Origin of the sequence: Mesorhizobium sp. RCC_202 (genome assembly GCF_041355295.1) — a bacterium.
Classification (GTDB): Bacteria; Pseudomonadota; Alphaproteobacteria; order Rhizobiales; family Rhizobiaceae; genus Mesorhizobium.
This window is the reverse complement of record NZ_JBFUPO010000012.1, coordinates 1-17,391: the sequence shown is the minus strand read 5'-3', so window position 1 is coordinate 17,391 and position 17,391 is coordinate 1. Positions and strand designations below refer to the sequence as shown.

Sequence of the window (17,391 nt, the reverse complement as noted above, 5' to 3'; positions counted from 1 at the left end):
TTGGGCTGACCACCATGGCATCCGGCACCAAGACCAAGAAGATCCTGCTGGTTTCGAGCGACAGGACATTTTCACAAGACACGCGGACGGCTTTCGCGTCCTCCGAGGTGATCGAGCTCCTGACGGTGGAGAAGAGCATCAACGAGCTGCGCGGCGAGGCGCTGGAAGCCGATTTCGGCACCGTCATCGTCGACATGGATGCATCCAAGCTTGACGAGATCGAGTCGTTGCAGCGCGTCATGCGCCGGCTCGAGGGGCGCATTCCGGTGGTTGTCGTGACCCAGGAATTCAACGCGGCGGCGGTGCGCATTCTGGTGCAACTTCAAGTCGCCGACTTCCTGGTCAAGCCGATCACCACCGCCGATCTCGTTCGCTCCGTCATCCGGGCGCTGCAAGGCCCCGGGCGCGAAGAAAACACAGAGTCGCACATCTACACTTTCATGCCGGCCGCGGGCGGCGTCGGCACCACCACGCTGGCGCTGCAGACCGCCTTCCAGCTGCATAATTCGGTGACGCGCGGCGCTTCGACCTGCGTGGTCGACCTCAATTTCCAGCAGGGCGCCTGCGCCGAATATCTCGACCTCGAGCCGCGCTTCGACATCACGGAAATCGAAAACCAGCCGGAGCGCCTCGACCGGCAACTGCTCGATGTCATGCTGTCCAAGCATGCAAGCGGGCTCTGCGTGCTGGCCGCGCCGACGCGCCCGTCGGAAATGCGTTCGTTCAAGACCGATGTCGTGGTGCGCATGCTCGACCTTGTGGCGGCCTATTTCGACAATGTCGTCATCGACATGCCGCGCACCTGGTTTCCCTGGACGGAGACGGTGCTGCTCGGTTCCAACAAGCTCTACATCGTGGCCGAGATGACGGTGCCTTGCCTGCGCCACACGCAGCGCCTCATCCAGGCGGTCTATGAGACCGTCGGCAAGGAAGTGAAGCCCAACGTCATCGTCAACCGCTTCGAGCAGAAGATGTTCGACAACGGCATCAAGCAGGCCGATGTCCAGGAAATCCTCGGCGAGCATTTCGTCGGCGGCATTTCCAACAACTACCGGCTGGTGCGCGAAGCCGTCGATCGCGGCGTGCCGCTGCACGACATCGATCCCAATGCCAATGTCGTCAACGACCTGAAGCGGATCATCCTGCCAGAGGAGGCCGTCCAGACGGCGGTCAAGTCGAAGTCGTTGTTCGGTCTCGGCAAGGGCCTGCTGCGGAGGAAAGCAGGATGAATACCCGTTTTTCCAACCTGCAGAACCGTGACGCCCACCCGCAGCGGCTGCCCGAACCCGCGCCTGTCCAGCATGCCGCCGTGGTCATTCCAACCACCCGCAAGCCTGCCGCGCCGAAGGAGGCCATGCACCAGAAAAGCACCAACAAGGTGCTCGACGCGCGCGTTCGCATCCACCGCATGCTGCTCGAGGAGATCAACCTCGTGGCGCTGGAGCGTCTGCCTAAGGACGAGATGCGCCGCCAGGTGCATGAATTCGTCTCGGAAAAGACGCGCGAGGAGCGGATGGCGATCAACATCGCCGAGCTCGACGGGCTGGTCGATGACATCGTCGATGAGATGGTGGGTCTCGGTCCGCTCGAGCCGCTGCTCAAGGACCCCGAGATCAACGACATCCTGATCAACGGTCACCAGAACTGCTTCGTCGAAAAGCGCGGCAAGCTGCAGCAGGTCCACATCCCGTTCAAGGATGAGGCGCATCTGCTTCGAATCATTAACAAAATCGTCGCGGCGGTCGGCCGCCGCGTCGATGAATCGCAACCGATGGTCGATGCGCGCATGCTCGACGGTTCGCGCTTCAACGCCGCCATCCGCCCGGTCGGTGTCGACGGACCGCTGGTATCGATCCGCAAATTCTCCAAGAACAAGCTCGGCCTGCACAAGCTGGTCGAATTCGGCGCCATCACCCAGAACATGGCCGAAGTCCTGGCGGCGGCGGTGCATGCGCGCAAGACCACGATCATCTCCGGCGGCACCGGCACCGGCAAGACGACGATGCTGAACGCTCTGTCGGCCTTCATTCCCGAGGATGAGCGCCTGATCACCATCGAGGACGCGGCCGAATTGCAGCTGCAGCAGCCGCATGTCGCGCGCATGGAAACGCGCCCGGCCAACATCGAAGGCCATGGCGAATTGAAGCAGCGCGATCTGGTCAAGAACGCGCTGCGCATGCGGCCCGACCGCGTCATCCTCGGCGAGTGCCGCGGCGAGGAAGCCTTCGACATGCTGCAGGCGATGAACACCGGCCATGAAGGTTCGATGGCCACTATCCACGCCAACACGCCGCGCGACGCCATCTCGCGCCTGGAACAAATGCTCGGCATGACCGGCATGCCGATGACCGTGCAGTCGATCCGCAGCCAGATATCCAGCGCGCTGGATCTCGTCGTCCAGCTGACGCGCCTTTCGGACGGCAAGCGCAAGGTGACGAGCGTCGCCGAGGTGACCGGCATGGAAGGCGACGTCATCCAGATGCAGGAGATATTCCGTTTCGTGCGCACCGGCATGGAAGCGGACGGCAAGATCCTCGGCTATTTCGAAGCGACAGGCATCCGTCCGCGCTTCCTCGAGGACCTGCGCAACATGGGCATCGAATTCCCGGGCAAGTATTTCGAGCCCGGCCGGCCGCAGGACTAGGCCGATGTTCGAGGGATTGAGCCCAATCTACGCCGTCTACGCCGCGGCGGCGCTCACCGGCATCATGATCGCCGAAGGGCTCTATCTGCTCTATGCCGGGCGGAGCGACAAGCGCACGGCGATCAATCGGCGCATGAAGCTCTCGGAAAACAAGATCAGCCAGGAGCAGGTCCTGGTCCAACTGCGCAAGGAGCGCGGGTTGGACGGCGGCTCCCGGTTTTCGCTCGATCGCTTCCGCGCGCTGCGCACCCAGTCCGGCATGACCATGCCGCTCTCCAAGTTCCTGATGATGACCTCAGGCACAGCCGCGGCTCTGGCGCTGGTCGCCATCTGGTACGGCCTGTCCCTGCTGTCCGGTCTTGTCCTGTTCTGCGTCCTGGTGCCGGTGCTGCCCGTCATGACGATGCGCTGGATGCGCAAGCGCCGGCACAAGCGGTTCGGCATCCAATTGCCGGAGGCGTTGGAGCTGATCACGCGCGGTCTGAAAGCCGGCCATCCGGTGCCGGTGGCGATCGCCATGGTGGCGCGCGAGATGGCCGATCCGATCGGCACGGAATTCGGCGTCATCGCCGATGAGGTGACTTACGGCTCCGACCTGGTTTCGGCGCTGAACAATTTGTTCGACCGGGTGGGCCATGAGGACCTGCCGCTGTTCGTTACCGCGGTGTCGATCCAGACAAGCTCTGGCGGCAATTTGCGCGAGATCCTTGACGGTTTGTCGTTGACGATCCGCGACCGCGGCAAGCTGCGCCGCAAGGTGCGCGCGATTTCGACGGAAGGCCGCATGTCGGCCTATATCCTGACCGCGGTGCCGGTGCTTCTGTTCACCGCCATCATGGTGTTGATGCCGCAATTCTACCGCGATGTCTGGGGCGAGGCGAAGACCTGGTACATGCTGACCGGTTCCGTCCTCTGGCTGCTGCTTGGCAACGCCATCATGTTCAAGATGTCGAATTTCAGGTTCTAAGATGGAAGAGATCATTCGCTTCCTCGCTTCGCTGGCGCCGACATCGCTGCTGCCGGTGGCCTTGCTGCTGTTGGTGCTGGGCGGTGGCGCTGTGGCCTGGCCGCTGGTGCTTGCCAGGGGTGATCGCAGCGACGTCAAGCGCCGGCTGAAGGTGGAGGTGTTCCAACCTCTCGAACGGGCGGAGCCGGCGCCGAAGAAGAATACAAATGTCGTGCGCGAGCAGGCGGTGAAACGCGCACAGGAATTTTATGCCAAAAGCGATCCGGAAAATGTCGCGCGCCTGCGCATGAAGCTCATCCAGGCCGGCTATATGGAGCCGCGCGCCGTCGGCATGTTCTTCCTGATCCGTTTCTGCACGCTGGTCGGCGCGGCGTTTGCGGCCTTCCTTGTCAATCAATGGTGGGCGAGCGCGGACTCGACCATGACCAGCCGCTGGGCCTTCGTCATCCTGTCGGGCGCCGGCGGTTATTTCCTGCCGGGCCTGGTGCTGACGCAAAAGGTGCGGGAAAAGATGCGCGAATACCGCAACGGCTTCCCCGACTTCATGGATTTGATGATTGTCTGCTCCGACGCCGGCATGAGCATGGAAGCCGGCATCGAGCGCGTCTCCAGGGAACTCGGCAAGACCTATCCGTCGCTCAGCCAGAACCTGACGCTGGTGTCGCTGGAGTTGCGGGCCGGCCGCAGTCTCGACGACGCGCTGAAAGCGCTGGCCGACCGCCTCAGCCTCGATGAGGTGCGCTCTTTCGCCACGCTCTTGCAGCAGTCGAAAGAGCTCGGCACCAGCCTCTCGGGCTCGCTGCGCGTCTTTTCCGACGAAATGCGGCATAAGCGCATGTCACTGGCGGAGGAGAAGGCGCATGCCTTGCCGGCCAAGATGTCGGTCCCCGTGACGGTCTGCATCCTGCCGGTGGTGCTGATGATCGCGATCATCCCGATCATCGTGAAGCTGACAGGGCATCACTGAGCGCGCAGAGACCGCGCTGGTTAACGCATCCTTGGCGCGCAACCAAAATTTAGCTGAATTTCAGCACCGAAGCTTAATCGCTCTGATGTATCGTTTTCCCTGAAGAACGACCCGGCAAATCGGGCGATGGGGCAGGGGCATGCGTCAGAAACTTCCCACAGTAGCGGCGGCGTTGGCGGCCGTTTTGATGATCACCGGCTGTACGACCAACAACACCATCGACACCACCAAGACCACGGCGATCCAGCCGGTGGCCAAGGATGTCAGCGCTACTGACCTGGTGGAGGGCAAGGCGCAGTTCCGCGAGGCCAATTTCGGCCTTGCCGAACAGCATTTCCGCAAGGCGGTCGAGCTCAGATCCGACAACGCGGAGGCCTGGATGGGGCTTGCCGCGTCCTATGACGAACTTGGCCGTTTCGACTTCGCCGACCGCGCCTATGCGCAGCTTTTGAAGGTCGCCGGCCGCAAGCCGCAGATCGTCAACAATATGGGCTATTCCCAACTCCTGCGCGGCAACAAGAAAAAGGCAAGGGCACTGCTGCTCGAGGCCAAGGCCGGCATGGCCGATCAGACCATGGTCAACGCCAATCTGGCGCTGCTCGACAAGGGCTGATCGGCTCACCGCCACAGGGGCCGGGATCCGGCCTGGCGACGCTTTGTAAACCTTGTGCCGAGGTTGCATCCCGACGCTACCCGAAACGGTTTGCGCCGAGCAACCGCAACCTACAATAGAAGAGCGACGATCCCTGTAGGTAGTTTGTTTCCCGATGTTGGATTTCAGCTCGCTTCTGCTGGCGGCGGCACTGTCGGGCACTTGCCTCAGCGTCACCATGTTTGCGATCTGGTTGACCACGCCGCGCGCCCGCTTCGTGCTGACCGTCGCCTGCGGCATCCTCGTGCTCGTCGCCCATGTCGTGCTGTTCTGGCGCTACACCAAGGATGCAAGCCCCTGGCTCTGTCAGATCGTGCTCGCCCTGCTCGGCCTGGGGTTCCTCGTCCTCTGCCTGTCGGCGGTGCAATATCTCGGCATCCGCAATTACCGTCGAGCCATCGTGCCGGCGCTGGCAGCGATGGCCGTATGCGCGCTGGTCACCTATCTCGGCTTTGACGGTGCCGGCTTCCTCATCACTTATTCGACGGTGACGGCGCTGCTTGCCGCGATCGGGACGATGTTCTGGATGAAGGGCGATCACGACCGCCGCATCCTGCTTGTCGTCTCGTTGCTGAGTGGCATCTGCGGTCTATCGTTCGCGCTCTGCGGCGCGGTTCTTCTGGTCAATGAGCAGTGGACGCTCGGGGCCGCGCCCGACAATTGGGCCGAGCGGCTGAACTCGGTCGTGTCGGTTGCCTGCATGACCGTGCTGGGCGCGCTGACGCTGTCATTGCACCATCTGCAGGCACAGATCGAGCTCAGGGCCGAGACGATGACCGATCCCTTGACCGGGCTGATGAACCGGCGCGCCTTGACGACGCTTTACGGCGATCGCGGCTTCGGCCCGTTCATGGCGATTGCCATGTTCGACCTCGATCACTTCAAGAGGACCAACGACGTCTTCGGCCACGCCGTCGGCGACCAGGTGCTGTGCCGCTTCGCGTCGGTGATCAGGAAATACGGCAAGACCGGCGTCGAAGCCTTTCGATTGGGTGGCGAGGAATTCGCGCTCGTCCTGTCGCGCATGACGCCCGAGAAGGCGCACGATCTGGCAAGCCGGATCGGCGTCGCCTTCGGCACCGAGGTCGTTTCCACGCCTCGCGGGCCGCTGCGCAGCACCGTCAGCGGCGGCATGGGTTTCGGCACGGCCGAGGGCCGGCCGCTGGAGGAGGTGCTGGCGGATGCCGATGCGGCGCTCTATGCGGCGAAGCGGGACGGACGAAACCGCGTCCTTGCGCAAGCCAAGTCAGACCGGCCCGATACCGGGCCGGCCTTGCGCTCGGCCTGAGTTGCTTTTCCGCATGTCGTTTTCCCAAAACCGCTTCACACTTTTGGGGCGACATGCGTTGAGCCTACTCGGCGGCGCCGAGATATTCCGACAGCGGCGGGCAGGAGCAGACGAGGTTGCGGTCACCCGCGACATTGTCGATGCGCGATACCGGCGGCCAGTATTTCGCCGCTGTGTCGGCGTCGCCTGACGGATAAGCTGCCTCGAGCCGCGAATAGGGATGCTTCCACTCGCCGGCCAGCGCTTCGGCCGCCGTGTGCGGGGCGTTGACCAGCGGGTTGTCCTCGAGCGGCCATTCGCCCTTGGCCACTTTCGCCGCTTCGCCGGCGATCGCGATCATCGCCTCGCAGAAGCGGTCGAGCTCGCGCTTGGGCTCGGACTCGGTCGGCTCGACCATCAGCGTGCCGGCAACCGGGAACGACATGGTCGGCGCGTGGAAGCCGTAGTCGATCAGCCGCTTGGCGATGTCGTCGACGCTGATGCCGGCGCTTTCCTTGAGCACGCGTGTGTCGAGAATGCACTCATGCGCGATGCGGTCGTGCCTGCCCTTGTAGAGGAGCGGGAAGTGCGGCGCGAGACGGGTTGCCACATAGTTGGCCGAAACGATCGCCGTCTCGGTCGCCTGCTTCAGGCCGGCAGTGCCCATCATGCGGATATACATCCAGGTGATCGGCAGGATGGACGCGCTGCCGAAGGGTGCTGCCGCGACCGCATGCGCCGAGCCTTCGGTGACATGGCCCGGCAGATAGGGCTTGAGATGCGCCCTGACGCCGATCGGGCCGACACCCGGACCGCCGCCGCCATGCGGGATGCAGAAGGTCTTGTGCAGGTTCATGTGGCAGACGTCGGCGCCGATGTCGGCGGGCCGCGCCAACGCAACCAGCGCGTTGAGATTGGCGCCATCGAAATAGACCTGGCCGCCATGCTCATGGATGAGGGCGCAGAGATGGCGCGCGCCTTCCTCGTAGACGCCATGCGTCGAAGGGTAGGTGAACATCAGCGCGGCAAGGTTCTTCGAATGCTCGGTGGCCTTGGCGCGCATATCGTCCATGTCGATATTGCCGTCCTCGAGGCAGCGCACGACAACGACGCTCATGCCGGCCATCGCCGCACTCGCCGGATTGGTGCCGTGCGCGGAGGACGGGATCAGGCAGACGGTGCGGTGGCCTTCGCCGCGCGCGCGATGATAGGCGCGGATGGCGAGCAGGCCGGCATATTCGCCCTGGCTGCCGGCATTGGGCTGCAGGCTCACCGCATCGAAACCGGTGATCTCGGATAGCCAGCCTTCGAGCTCACCGACCATGGCGCGGTAACCGGCCGAATGGCTTGCGGGCGCGAAGGGATGCAGATTGGCGACGCTTGGCCAACTCACCGGCATCATTTCGGCCGCCGCATTGAGCTTCATGGTGCAGGATCCGAGCGGGATCATGGTGCGGTCGAGCGCCAGATCCTTGTCGGCCAGCCGGCGCAGGAAGCGCATCATGTCGGTCTCGGAGCGGTTCTCGTGGAAGACCGGCTGGGTCAGGAACGCCTTGCCGCGCGGCTTGCCGGGCATGGACCCGGCATCGGACGCGCCTGGCTTGGCGTCGAACAAAGCGGCGACGGCCTCGAGATCGGCTTGCGTCGAGGTTTCGTCGAAAGCGATGCTGATACGGTCGGCATCGATGACACGCAGCAGCCGGCCGCCCTTTTCAGCGGCGGCGGCGGTCGAAGCGGCCTTGCCTTTCACCTCGACAGTGACCGTATCGAAGCGGCTCGTGCCAAGTACGGAGACGCCTGCCGCCTTTAGGCCGGAAGCCAGCCGGTCGGCGAGCGCGTGGATGCGCCCGGCAATCGCCTGCAGGCCGGCCGGACCATGCCAGATCGCGTAGGCGGTCGCCATATTGGCGAGCAGCGCCTGCGCGGTGCAGATGTTGGAGGTGGCCTTGTCGCGGCGGATGTGCTGCTCGCGCGTCTGCAGCGCCAGGCGGTAGCCCGGGCGGCCCTTGCTGTCGGTCGACTGGCCGACCAGGCGTCCAGGCATCAGGCGGGTCAGCTTGTCGGAGACGGCGCAATAGGCGGCGTGCGGGCCGCCAAAGCCCATCGGCACGCCGAAGCGCTGCATCGGGCCGACGGCGATGTCGGCGCCGAGTTTCGCCGGCGCGTCGGTCAGCGTCAGCGCAAGCGGATCGGCGATGAAGACGACCAGCGCGCCGGCGGCGCGGGCCTTGTCGATCGCCGCCTTGTGGTCGCCATAGACGCCGAATGTGTCGGGCCAGGAAACGAGCAAGGCAGCGGTGTTGTCGTCGATGCTTTCGCCGTCGATCTCGATACCGAGCGGCTCGGCGCGGGTGCGAACCACGTCCAGCGTCTGCGGATGCGGCGTGCCGGCAAGCGCCACCTTGGTGCGCTTGTCGCGGTGATGGCGCAGCGCGATGCCGACGGCCTCGGCGACAGCCGTAGCCTCGTCGAGCAGGGAGGCGGACGCCACCGGCAGGCCGGTGAGCTCGGCGACCAGGGTCTGGAAGTTGAACAGCATTTCGAGCCGGCCCTGGCTGATCTCAGCCTGATAGGGCGTGTAGGCCGTATACCAGGCCGGGTTCTCGAACAGGTTGCGCTGGATGACCGGCGGCACGAGGACGCCGTGATAGCCGGCGCCGATGAAGCTCTTCAGCACCGTGTTCTTCGCCATGATCGCCGCCAATTCGGCCAACGCCTCGGCTTCGCTGGCCGGCGCCGGCAGGGTCAGCGGCAGGTCGAGACGGATCGACTGCGGGACGGCCTGGCTGATCAGCGTCTCGACGGACGGAACGCCGATCACGGCAAGCATTGCTCTGACATCATTGACGCCCGGACCGATGTGGCGGGCCGAGAAGGGGGTAAGTGCTGCGGTCATGGCAATAAGTCCTGATTTCAGCCGATATGGGCTTGGTAGGCGGCCTCATCCATGAGGCCTGCGAGCTGGCCTTCATCGGCAAGCTTCATCTTCCACAACCAGCCGTCGCCGGTCGCCGCCGAATTGACCAGCGACGGGTCGGCCGACAGCGCGCCATTGGCTTCGGTGATCTCGCCGTCGACAGGGGCGTAGACGTCCGACGCGGCCTTGACGGATTCGACGACGACGGCGGTCTCGCCCTTGGTCAGCTTCTTGCCGGTTTCCGGCAGTTCGACGAAGACGAGATCGCCGAGCTGCTCCTGGGCGTAGTCGGTGATGCCGACGGTGGCGACGCCGCCTTCGACGCGCAGCCATTCATGGTCTTCGGTGAAATAGGTCTTTGCCATCGGGACTTATCCTTTGCGGTAGCGATGTGGAGTGAAGGGCAGGGAAACGATTTCGATCGGGATTTTTGTCCCGCGAACATCGGCGAAGAGTTTTGCGCCGGGCTTGGCAAGTGCGGCGTTGACGTAGCCCATCGCAACCGGGTGACCGGCCGAAGGGCCGAAGCCGCCGGAGGTGATATGACCTGCCGGATTGCCTTCGGCATCGATCAGGGCGGCACCCGCGCGCACCGGCTGGCGGCCGTCGGGCTTGAGGCCGACGCGCTTCTGTGCGGCGCCCCGTTCGAGGATCGAGCGCAGAGCATCGGCGCCGATGAAATGCCCGGACGCCCGCACGTCCTTGGGGATCGCCCACATCAGGCCGGCGCTGGCCGGGTCGATCTCCGGCGTCAGGTCCTGGCCATGCAGGCAGAGCCCGGCTTCGAGGCGAAGGCTGTCGCGCGCGGCAAGGCCGATCCACAGCGCGCGCTCGTCCTCGACCAGTTTCGCAAGCAGATCCCGCGCGTCCGCCTCCGGCAGGCCGATCTCGAAACCGTCCTCGCCGGTATAGCCGGAGCGGCTCATGAACCAGTTCGGCCGGGGTTCGACGCCATGCATAAACAGCAATGTGCCGGTCTCGACGCCGGCGCGGGACAGGGCCGCCCACGCCTCAGGCCCCTGGATCGCCAGGAAGACGCGATCGAGCGGCTCGACCTTGGCGTCGAAATCCGCGGCTAGGACTTTGAGGTGCTTTTCGTCCTCGACCGCGTTACCGGCATTGGCCACGACCATGAAGCGGTCAGCGCCGAGCCGGGTCACGATCAGGTCGTCGATGATGCCGGCGGCTTCGTTGAGGAAGAAGGTGTATTTGGACTGCGAGATCTCGAGCGCGCCGGCGTCGAGCGGGCAGGCGCGGCTGAGCAGGTCTGCGGCGCCCGGGCCGCTGACCACGAACAGTTTCATATGCGAGATGTCGAACAGCCCGGCATGCTCACGCGTGTGAAGATGCTCCTTCATCACGCCGGCCGGGTATTGCAGCGGCATCGACCAGCCGGCAAAGGCGCCGAAGCGCGCACCGGCAGCCTGATGCAGATACTCGAGGGGTAAATGTCGGGTGTCTTGGCTCGTCATGTCTTCTCCAGAGTCGCACGCAATCGACCGCCACTTGGCGGCCTAGTCGTGCCCCTCTGTCTGAAGCCTGAGAGACTCGCGCAGCCGGAACTCTGTCAGCGGCGCTTACACCTTCGGCGCGGGAAGATTCCCGACTTTCCAGAGTTGTCTTTCCTGCCTACGGTTCTTTTTGCCTGAGAGATTTCGGGCGATTTCCCCTTCGGCGGCAGCTTTCGCTGCTCTCTCCCGCAAACAGGAAGGACTCAGTTGCCTGAGCCCTCGACGCGCCATCCATAGCCCGTCGGCGACACCTTGTCACCTCCCAGCGACATCTAAAGGTGGGTCGATATTCAGCTGACGCCGGCCTGCAAATGGCGGCCTCCTGCGCTTCCGGTGCTCACGTACGAAAAGTACGTTCCGCTCCGGTTCTCGGAAACCACCCAGTTTGGTCGCTTCGCGCCCGTCTTCGACTCCGACTCAGCCTGACCTGAATCTCGACCACCTTACGCGCCGCGCCGACAAGTCTTCGCTAACCACGCCATTTGCCGGTTTCTCAAGACAATGCTGATAGAACCGGCGGGATGAGTTGGGTTCGCCGGCAAAAGGCGACGGGCAGGGACGGCAGATGGGCGAATTGATCATGAGCGCGCCGGTGGCGGGGCTGACCTCGAAAAACCGGATCACGGCCGAGGATGTGACGATGCTGCGCGGCGAGGTGTTCGCGGACGGCGTCGTGACCCGCGGCGAGGCCGAAGCGCTGTTTGCGCTTGACCAGACGGCGCGGGACAAATGCGCGGAATGGGCGCCGTTCTTCGTCGAGGCGGTGACCGACTACATCGTCCATCAGGAGAAGCCCGAAGGGTATATTTCGCAAGAGAACGCCGATTGGCTGGTCCGCACCATCTCGCGCGACGGCATGGTTGACAGCCACACCGAGCTTGAGCTTCTGGTGCATGTGCTGGAAGAAGCGAAGTCCTCGCCGGAGCAGCTTTCGGCCTACGCGCTGGAGCAGGTCGCCCACGCGGTGACCGACGGCAACGGGCCGTTGATGCGCGGCGGCAGCCTGGTTTCCGGCCGCATCGCCAAGGCCGAGGTCGATCTGTTGCGCCGTATTCTCTACGCCTATGGCGGCGACGGCAACATCGCCATCAGCAAGGCCGAGGCGGAAATCCTGTTCAGGATCAACGACCAGACCGCAGCGGCCGGCAACGACCCGTCCTGGAACGACCTCTTCGTCAAGGCGATCGCCAATTACGTCATGTGCTCGGCCGGTTACGAGCCGCCGACGCGCGAAGTGGCATTGCGCCATGAGACCTTCCTCGATGAAGCGGAGCCGACGCTTGGTGGTTTCTTCAGCCGCATGGTTTCGGGCGGGCTCGCCGGCATCCGGGAAGCCTACCAGTCGCCTGGCGACATCGAGGCGGAGTGGGAAGCCAAGAACAGGGCGGCCGAGGCACTGGCGCGCCGGGCCGAGACGATCGACGCCAGCGAGGCCGAATGGCTGGCCGAGCGCATCGGCAATTGCCAGCGTCCATTGCGCGACAACGAGCGTGCCCTGCTGACACTGATCAAGCACGCTTCGCCGGAAATCCATCCGGCCTTGAAGCCGTTGTTGGATAAGGTAGCCTGAGCTCCCGGCCAGCAAATGGAGTTAGCGACGTCGACGGGCCCGCTAGGCGATGATGTCCCGGATCAGGTCACTGAGAGGGGCTTCGTCGCCGGAGAAGCTGTCGATCATCGCTTGCATGACACGGTCAGGCTCCAGTTTATCGTCGTTGAATCCATATCCGGCGTTGTCGGCCAGCATTGCCAGAAACGCCAATTGTGTACGGCCGTTGCCTTCGCGGAACGGATGGATGGCGTTGATCTCGGCAAGAACATGCGCCGCGCCGGCAGCGAGCACTTCCGCCGTCGCCCCAATGTAGTGGTTGGCTGCCGAGAGCTCTGCGAAAACACGATGCATCTCGGCGTTGATATACTCGGGATAGCAAAACCAGTTGCCACCCTTGCGGATGCGAATGGTGCGCGATTCGCCGGCCCACGCATAAACATCCTGAAACAGGTGGCGATGCAGAGCCAGATAATGCGGATAATCCAGATCTCCGGCCGGAAATGCTTCGTCAGCCCGGGTTAGGAAAAGTGCCAGTTCGAGCTCATCAAGCTCGGCCTGGTCGTGAATGTCCAGGATGTTGCGCAGAACCGTCGTGCCAGGATAGCAAAGTGGGTCGGTCTCAGCGGCATAGACCAAGATCGGCTACTTCTTCTGCGCCTGTTCCTTGATGAGCTTGCGACGCTCATCTCCGCTCAGCCCGCGTTGCAGGCTTTGCTCAAGGATGTGCCCCATACGTGAACTCAGTTTCATGCCCTCGACGGCGCTGATTTTGGCGCCGCGGCCACTCGTCAGCACATATTGACCGGTTTTGGATGAGCGGTCCGGTTTGGGGGAGTTTTTCATCGACTCGACCATAGCATATGAGGATGAAGCGCGAACCCATTGTTTGGCGGGAAGCCTTGGGCTTTAAGTAGCAATATCATTCACATTGTGCTGGTTTCAAATCCCGCCATACCAGTCGTAGCCATTGTCTTCCCAATAGCCGCCACGGCCGCCGCCTACATTGGCGAAACTGTCGACCAGCTCGATCTTGTGGACGTATTTCGGCATCTTGTAGCCCAGCTGGCGCTCGACCCGTACGCGCAGCGGCGCGCCGTTCTCGACCGGCAGCGGCTTGCCGTTGAGACCGTAGGCCAAAATCGTCTGCGGGTGGCGGGCGTCGATCAGGTCGATGGTGCCGTAATATTTCACATCGCCGGACAGGCTCTGCTCGATCGTGTCGAGGCAGTGGAACATGACATAGCGCGCCTGCGGCTTGACCACGGCCTGGTCGAGCACCAGCGACAGCGGCGTCCCGGTCCATTTGGCAATGCAGCTCCAGCCCTCGACGCAGTCATGGCGGGTGATCTGGGTGCGGCTCGGCATGTTCTGCAACTGCTCGCGGCTGAGCGACAGCGGCTTTTCGACGAGGCCGGTAACCTCCAGCCGCCAATCGGCGAAATTGTTGGCGAGCAGGCCCTTATAGGTATCGTCGTCCGGCGCGGTGACGCCGTTCGGGTGCTGTGGCTGGCGGATGTCGGCCTCGGTGAATTCCGGCGCCAGCGCATCGCGGCCGGCAAGCAGGCGCTGAGCGCGATATGTCAGGCCGTTGGCGTTTTCGAGGAAGCTGCGCAGGCCGCCGCCGATGCCGAGTCCGCTGTCGAAAGCGTCGCAGCCAGATAGCGCAATACCCGACAGGCCGAGGCTGGCGGAGGTGATGAACTTGCGGCGGCTTATCTGAAACTTGCCCATGTCAGTGGCTCCTCTCGGCCGGGTCGCTGGGTTTTGCCGGAGGATCGGTGCGGTACCAGCCGGTGATGATCGAACGCAGTTCGTTGATCGGTCCGGCGGCGAGGATCATCACAATGTGGATGATGAAGAAGCCGACCAGAAGCAGCATCACGGTGAAGTGGATGGTGCGTGCCGTCTGCCTGCCGCCGAGGATTTCATTGAGCCAGGGCAGCACCGAATTCATGCTTGGCGACATGGCGAGCCCGGTGACGATCATCAGCGGCAGCAGCACGAAAAGCACGCCGCCATAGGCCATTTTCTGCAGTGTGTTGTATTCGCGGGTGTGGTGGAATTTCAACCTGGCATGGTCGACGATGTCGCGCGGCAGTTTGCGCAAATCGTCGAGACGCGGCGCCAGATCGCGGCGGATATGGCCGTTGATGAGGCCGGCGATCAGCCAGACCAGCAGCGTCGTGGTGAGCACCCAGGCGAAGAAGAAATGCACGACGCGCGCGGTGCCAAGATCGTAATAGGACGGGATCGTCGCCCAGGACGGGAAGGCGCGCTGCGTTTCCTGTCCAGTAGGCCCCGACCAGCCGAGCACGCCGGTGGTGTCGAAGCGGTGGCCGAAGATCTCGGTGAAGCCGCGCGGGCCGCTCGCTGTGTCTTCAGCGCCGATCTGGAGGATGGTGTTGCTGAATTCGAAGCCGGATTGCTTGCCGATGTAAAGTTGCGGCCGCGCGTTGAAGATCTGCAGGCCGGAAAGCAGCATGAAGAACAGCGAGAAGGCCCACAGCCAATGGGTCAGGCGCGTCCAGCCCGATTGCCGGTAGATGAGTGGCCTGTTTTTCGGCGCAGGCTTGTCGGCCTCGGCTACCGGCTCCCTGCTGGCAATGGCTTCCATGGTTCCTGGTCTCCCCTGCGCGATCTCGACATCGCTGCGCTTGTCGTTCTCCTCCCAATACGTCGCCGCCGAAAGCGATGTTTCACACGATCACGTTTTTATTACGGGCACATTCTTATGACGGGGTCGAATTGCCAAGGCTGACGGCAAGGTTGACGACGGCAGCGACGATGGCCGTGTTGAAGAAGAACGACAGGATCGAGTGGACAAGTACGACTCGGCGCATATGCGAGGTCGTGATCGCCGTGTCGGCGGTCTGCGCGGTCATGCCGATCACCGTCGCGAAATAGAGGAAATCCCAGCCATCTGGCCGCTTGGTGCCGGGAAAATCGAGGCCGCCGACCGGCATCTTCTTCTTGGTTTCGGCATCGATCAAGTCACCATCCATCCAATAAACGTGCGCATAGTGAAGTGCCGCCAGGGCATGGATGGTGAACCAGCCGAGCGGGATCGACAGCATCGCGATACCAAGCTCGATGGGGTCACGGTCCCTGTAATTGATCAGCAGGAACAACAGGATAATGGCGACAACGACGACGCCGAGCGTGATGGCAAAGATGCCCATCACCGGCAGGTCGACCTCGCGTGCATTCTTGCTGAGATAGCGGCCCGACAGCAGTGGCATCTTGGCGAAGATCATGCCGATGAAGACAGCGAAGAACGCGTCTGCAGCGATCGAAATCGCGTAGGCAAGCCGTGTGGGGATTGGCAATGGGGTCGCGGACGAGGTCGGCTTGAGCAAAGCGAATGCGGCAGCAAACACCACCAGACCGACGCATAGCGACACGAAGAACTGCTTGTGCCGGTGCATCGGGTTGTTCGGCGAATAGTCGTCGGCCATGGCTCGACCTAAGATGGTGCTTTCACGATCCCGGTGTGGCGGATTTAAGCGCGCGCCGCAAGATGCGGTCGAGCTCGCCGAGGAAGCGCGAGCGGTCCTGCGGCGCAAAACTGGCATTGTAGCCCTTGCTTTCACCGGTCTCGCGCAGATGCTGCTTCAAATCACGTATCGCCACCGCCATGCCGATGGTTTCGGGCGTGAACGGGCGGCCGGTGGGGCCTAGCACATGCGCGCCGAGCGCGACCGTGCGTGCTGCAAGCGGGATGTCGGCCGTCACCACGATGTCGTTGGCCTTGGCGTTCTCCACGATCCAGTCATCCGCGGCATCGGAGCCCTTGGACACGACAACGTTGCGGATCATCGGGTCGCGCGACGGGCGCAGGCCGCCATTGGAGACATAGGTCACCATGACGCCATGGCGTTCGGCGACCTTCTCGACCTCGGCTTTTACCGGGCAGGCATCGGCATCGACGTAGATAATGGGTGCGGGCAATCGTCTCTCCAAATGCGCAAAAGGGCCGGCGCTGGCCGGCCCTTCGCATAAATCTCGCACAAAGTCAGGCTGGCAAGGCGCCGGACCGCTTCGCCGTCCAGGTGGCGATATAGTCCATCAGGCCTGGGTTGAGGCAATCATAGGGTTCGAGCCCGATCGATTTCAGTTGCGCGCGAATGCCGTCCATGCGCTTCGGGTCGACACCGGATTCGATGATCGACGAGACGAAAGCGGTGAAGCCCGGCGGCGACCAGCCGTCTTCCTCGAAGCGCTCGGGGTGGATGAAGGTCAGGCCCTTGAACGGATGGTCGCGCTCGACCGGGCCATGCATGTGAACGCCGCAGCCGGTGCAGGCATGGCGCTGGATCAGCGCTGCCGGATCGACCACCTTCAGCTTGTCGCCGTTCTCGGTAACAGTGACGTCGCCTGTGCCGGCGACGGCCACGACCGAGAACACCGCGCCGTCCGGCTTCCAGCACTTGGTGCAGCCGCAGGCATGATTGTGAGCAATCTGGCCCTTGACCTTCACCTTCACCGGCTTGCTGGTGCAGGCGCAGACCAGCGTGCCACCGGCAAAGGCAGCGCTTTCCTTCGGCAAACCGTTGTCGATCGAGTGATGCAGTTTCTCCGCCATTCTTTTCTCCTCCCAGTTGTGAACCACAGAGGTCGCAGGCCGGTCGGTCGGCGGCGTGTGGCTTGCTTCAGTAAACCACCACGCTCCGGATCGACTTGCCCTCATGCATGAGGTCAAAACCCTTGTTGATGTCCTCCAACTTCATCAAGTGCGTGATCATTGGATCGATCTGGATCTTCTTCTCCATGTACCAGTCGACGATCTTTGGCACGTCGGTGCGGCCGCGCGCGCCGCCGAAGGCGGTGCCCATCCAGCTGCGCCCGGTGACCAGCTGGAACGGCCTGGTCGAAATCTCCTGGCCGGCGCCGGCGACGCCGATGACGACCGACTTG

17 protein-coding genes, 1 pseudogene and 1 riboswitch are annotated in these 17,391 nt (G+C 63.2%); of the genes and pseudogenes, 7 read left to right on the top strand and 11 right to left on the bottom strand.

The genetic code is table 11. The features are described 5' to 3' along the window. The first annotated feature begins 14 nt into the window (after window positions 1-14). From AB6802_RS24560 to AB6802_RS24535, 6 genes are all read left to right on the top strand, one after another. Window positions 15-1,229, top strand: a complete 1,215-nt coding sequence (locus tag AB6802_RS24560) for a CpaE family protein (protein WP_371012781.1) — start codon at window positions 15-17, stop codon at window positions 1,227-1,229. Beyond that, entirely contained in the window at window positions 1,226-2,644 is a 1,419-nt protein-coding gene (locus tag AB6802_RS24555; RefSeq protein ID WP_371012780.1) for a CpaF family protein, read from the top strand. The genes AB6802_RS24560 and AB6802_RS24555 overlap by 4 nt, the downstream gene beginning before the upstream one ends. A 4-nt stretch (window positions 2,645-2,648) precedes the next feature. Further along, window positions 2,649-3,611: a type II secretion system F family protein gene (locus tag AB6802_RS24550; RefSeq protein ID WP_371012779.1), complete on the top strand. Its 963-nt coding sequence runs from the start codon at window positions 2,649-2,651 to the stop codon at window positions 3,609-3,611. A gap of 1 nt (window position 3,612) precedes the next feature. After that, entirely contained in the window at window positions 3,613-4,578 is a 966-nt protein-coding gene (locus AB6802_RS24545; RefSeq protein WP_371012778.1) for a type II secretion system F family protein, read from the top strand. Window positions 4,579-4,717: 139 nt separating this feature from the next. After that, the gene (locus AB6802_RS24540) at window positions 4,718-5,191 is read left to right on the top strand and encodes a tetratricopeptide repeat protein (protein ID WP_371012777.1); all 474 of its coding nucleotides are present in this window, start codon (window positions 4,718-4,720) and stop codon (window positions 5,189-5,191) included. A 154-nt stretch (window positions 5,192-5,345) separates the two neighbouring features. Then, entirely contained in the window at window positions 5,346-6,518 is a 1,173-nt protein-coding gene (locus tag AB6802_RS24535) for a diguanylate cyclase (protein ID WP_371012776.1), read from the top strand. A 64-nt stretch (window positions 6,519-6,582) separates the two neighbouring features. On the opposite strand, the gene gcvP is transcribed toward AB6802_RS24535, so the two are convergent. From gcvP to gcvT, 3 genes are read right to left on the bottom strand one after another with little or no spacing between them, the layout of a single operon-like run. Further along, entirely contained in the window at window positions 6,583-9,393 is a 2,811-nt protein-coding gene (gene gcvP / locus AB6802_RS24530) for an aminomethyl-transferring glycine dehydrogenase (protein ID WP_371012775.1), read from the bottom strand. Window positions 9,394-9,410: 17 nt separating this feature from the next. Next, window positions 9,411-9,779 carry a glycine cleavage system protein GcvH gene (gcvH, locus tag AB6802_RS24525; protein ID WP_371012774.1) on the bottom strand — a complete coding sequence of 123 codons (369 nt, stop codon included), beginning with the start codon at window positions 9,777-9,779 and terminating at the stop codon, window positions 9,411-9,413. A 6-nt stretch (window positions 9,780-9,785) separates the two neighbouring features. Further along, window positions 9,786-10,886 (bottom strand): glycine cleavage system aminomethyltransferase GcvT, encoded by a 1,101-nt coding sequence (gene gcvT / locus AB6802_RS24520; RefSeq protein ID WP_371012773.1) that lies wholly within the window; start codon window positions 10,884-10,886, stop codon window positions 9,786-9,788. Between the two features lie 150 nt (window positions 10,887-11,036). After that, window positions 11,037-11,124, bottom strand: a riboswitch (glycine riboswitch). Between the two features lie 366 nt (window positions 11,125-11,490). Between gcvT and AB6802_RS24515 the strand changes: the two genes are divergently transcribed. After that, complete coding sequence (locus AB6802_RS24515; protein WP_371012772.1) at window positions 11,491-12,495, top strand: hypothetical protein; 1,005 nt, start codon at window positions 11,491-11,493, stop codon at window positions 12,493-12,495. A gap of 42 nt (window positions 12,496-12,537) precedes the next feature. Here AB6802_RS24515 and AB6802_RS24510 read toward each other — a convergent pair whose 3' ends face one another. The 8 genes and pseudogenes from AB6802_RS24510 to AB6802_RS24475 all read right to left on the bottom strand — a co-directional run. Then, window positions 12,538-13,116, bottom strand: coding sequence for a Fic/DOC family protein (locus AB6802_RS24510; protein ID WP_371012930.1), 579 nt, complete (start codon window positions 13,114-13,116; stop codon window positions 12,538-12,540). A 3-nt stretch (window positions 13,117-13,119) separates the two neighbouring features. Next, on the bottom strand, window positions 13,120-13,320 hold the full coding sequence (locus AB6802_RS24505) for a hypothetical protein (RefSeq protein ID WP_371012771.1): 201 nt from the start codon (window positions 13,318-13,320) through the stop codon (window positions 13,120-13,122). 96 nt (window positions 13,321-13,416) lie between these two features. Further along, entirely contained in the window at window positions 13,417-14,208 is a 792-nt protein-coding gene (locus tag AB6802_RS24500) for a molybdopterin-binding protein (protein WP_371012770.1), read from the bottom strand. Window position 14,209: 1 nt separating this feature from the next. Beyond that, on the bottom strand, window positions 14,210-15,091 hold the full coding sequence (locus tag AB6802_RS24495; protein ID WP_371012769.1) for a cytochrome b/b6 domain-containing protein: 882 nt from the start codon (window positions 15,089-15,091) through the stop codon (window positions 14,210-14,212). 115 nt (window positions 15,092-15,206) lie between these two features. Continuing rightward, window positions 15,207-15,932: a DUF1345 domain-containing protein gene (locus AB6802_RS24490; protein WP_371012768.1), complete on the bottom strand. Its 726-nt coding sequence runs from the start codon at window positions 15,930-15,932 to the stop codon at window positions 15,207-15,209. A gap of 22 nt (window positions 15,933-15,954) precedes the next feature. Next, window positions 15,955-16,425, bottom strand: a complete 471-nt coding sequence (locus tag AB6802_RS24485; RefSeq protein ID WP_371012767.1) for a YaiI/YqxD family protein — start codon at window positions 16,423-16,425, stop codon at window positions 15,955-15,957. Between the two features lie 64 nt (window positions 16,426-16,489). Beyond that, on the bottom strand, window positions 16,490-17,059 hold the full coding sequence (gfa, locus tag AB6802_RS24480) for an S-(hydroxymethyl)glutathione synthase (protein ID WP_371012766.1): 570 nt from the start codon (window positions 17,057-17,059) through the stop codon (window positions 16,490-16,492). A 67-nt stretch (window positions 17,060-17,126) separates the two neighbouring features. Then, window positions 17,127-17,391 (bottom strand): annotated as a pseudogene (locus AB6802_RS24475) (S-(hydroxymethyl)glutathione dehydrogenase); the annotation flags it as partial.

Bases quoted from the DNA above. Each gene is read 5' to 3' on its own strand.
- gcvT (WP_371012773.1), bottom strand. From the start codon at position 10,886: ATGACGAGCCAAGACACCCGACATTTACCCCTCGAGTATCTGCATCAG.
- gcvH (WP_371012774.1), bottom strand. From the start codon at position 9,779: ATGGCAAAGACCTATTTCACCGAAGACCATGAATGGCTGCGCGTCGAA.
- gcvP (WP_371012775.1), bottom strand. From the start codon at position 9,393: ATGACCGCAGCACTTACCCCCTTCTCGGCCCGCCACATCGGTCCGGGC.
- AB6802_RS24545 (WP_371012778.1), top strand. From the start codon at position 3,613: ATGGAAGAGATCATTCGCTTCCTCGCTTCGCTGGCGCCGACATCGCTG.
- AB6802_RS24500 (WP_371012770.1), bottom strand. From the start codon at position 14,208: ATGGGCAAGTTTCAGATAAGCCGCCGCAAGTTCATCACCTCCGCCAGC.
- AB6802_RS24535 (WP_371012776.1), top strand. From the start codon at position 5,346: ATGTTGGATTTCAGCTCGCTTCTGCTGGCGGCGGCACTGTCGGGCACT.
- AB6802_RS24495 (WP_371012769.1), bottom strand. From the start codon at position 15,091: ATGGAAGCCATTGCCAGCAGGGAGCCGGTAGCCGAGGCCGACAAGCCT.
- AB6802_RS24550 (WP_371012779.1), top strand. From the start codon at position 2,649: ATGTTCGAGGGATTGAGCCCAATCTACGCCGTCTACGCCGCGGCGGCG.
- AB6802_RS24515 (WP_371012772.1), top strand. From the start codon at position 11,491: ATGGGCGAATTGATCATGAGCGCGCCGGTGGCGGGGCTGACCTCGAAA.
- AB6802_RS24505 (WP_371012771.1), bottom strand. From the start codon at position 13,320: ATGAAAAACTCCCCCAAACCGGACCGCTCATCCAAAACCGGTCAATAT.
- AB6802_RS24560 (WP_371012781.1), top strand. From the start codon at position 15: ATGGCATCCGGCACCAAGACCAAGAAGATCCTGCTGGTTTCGAGCGAC.
- AB6802_RS24555 (WP_371012780.1), top strand. From the start codon at position 1,226: ATGAATACCCGTTTTTCCAACCTGCAGAACCGTGACGCCCACCCGCAG.
- AB6802_RS24540 (WP_371012777.1), top strand. From the start codon at position 4,718: ATGCGTCAGAAACTTCCCACAGTAGCGGCGGCGTTGGCGGCCGTTTTG.
- AB6802_RS24490 (WP_371012768.1), bottom strand. From the start codon at position 15,932: ATGGCCGACGACTATTCGCCGAACAACCCGATGCACCGGCACAAGCAG.
- gfa (WP_371012766.1), bottom strand. From the start codon at position 17,059: ATGGCGGAGAAACTGCATCACTCGATCGACAACGGTTTGCCGAAGGAA.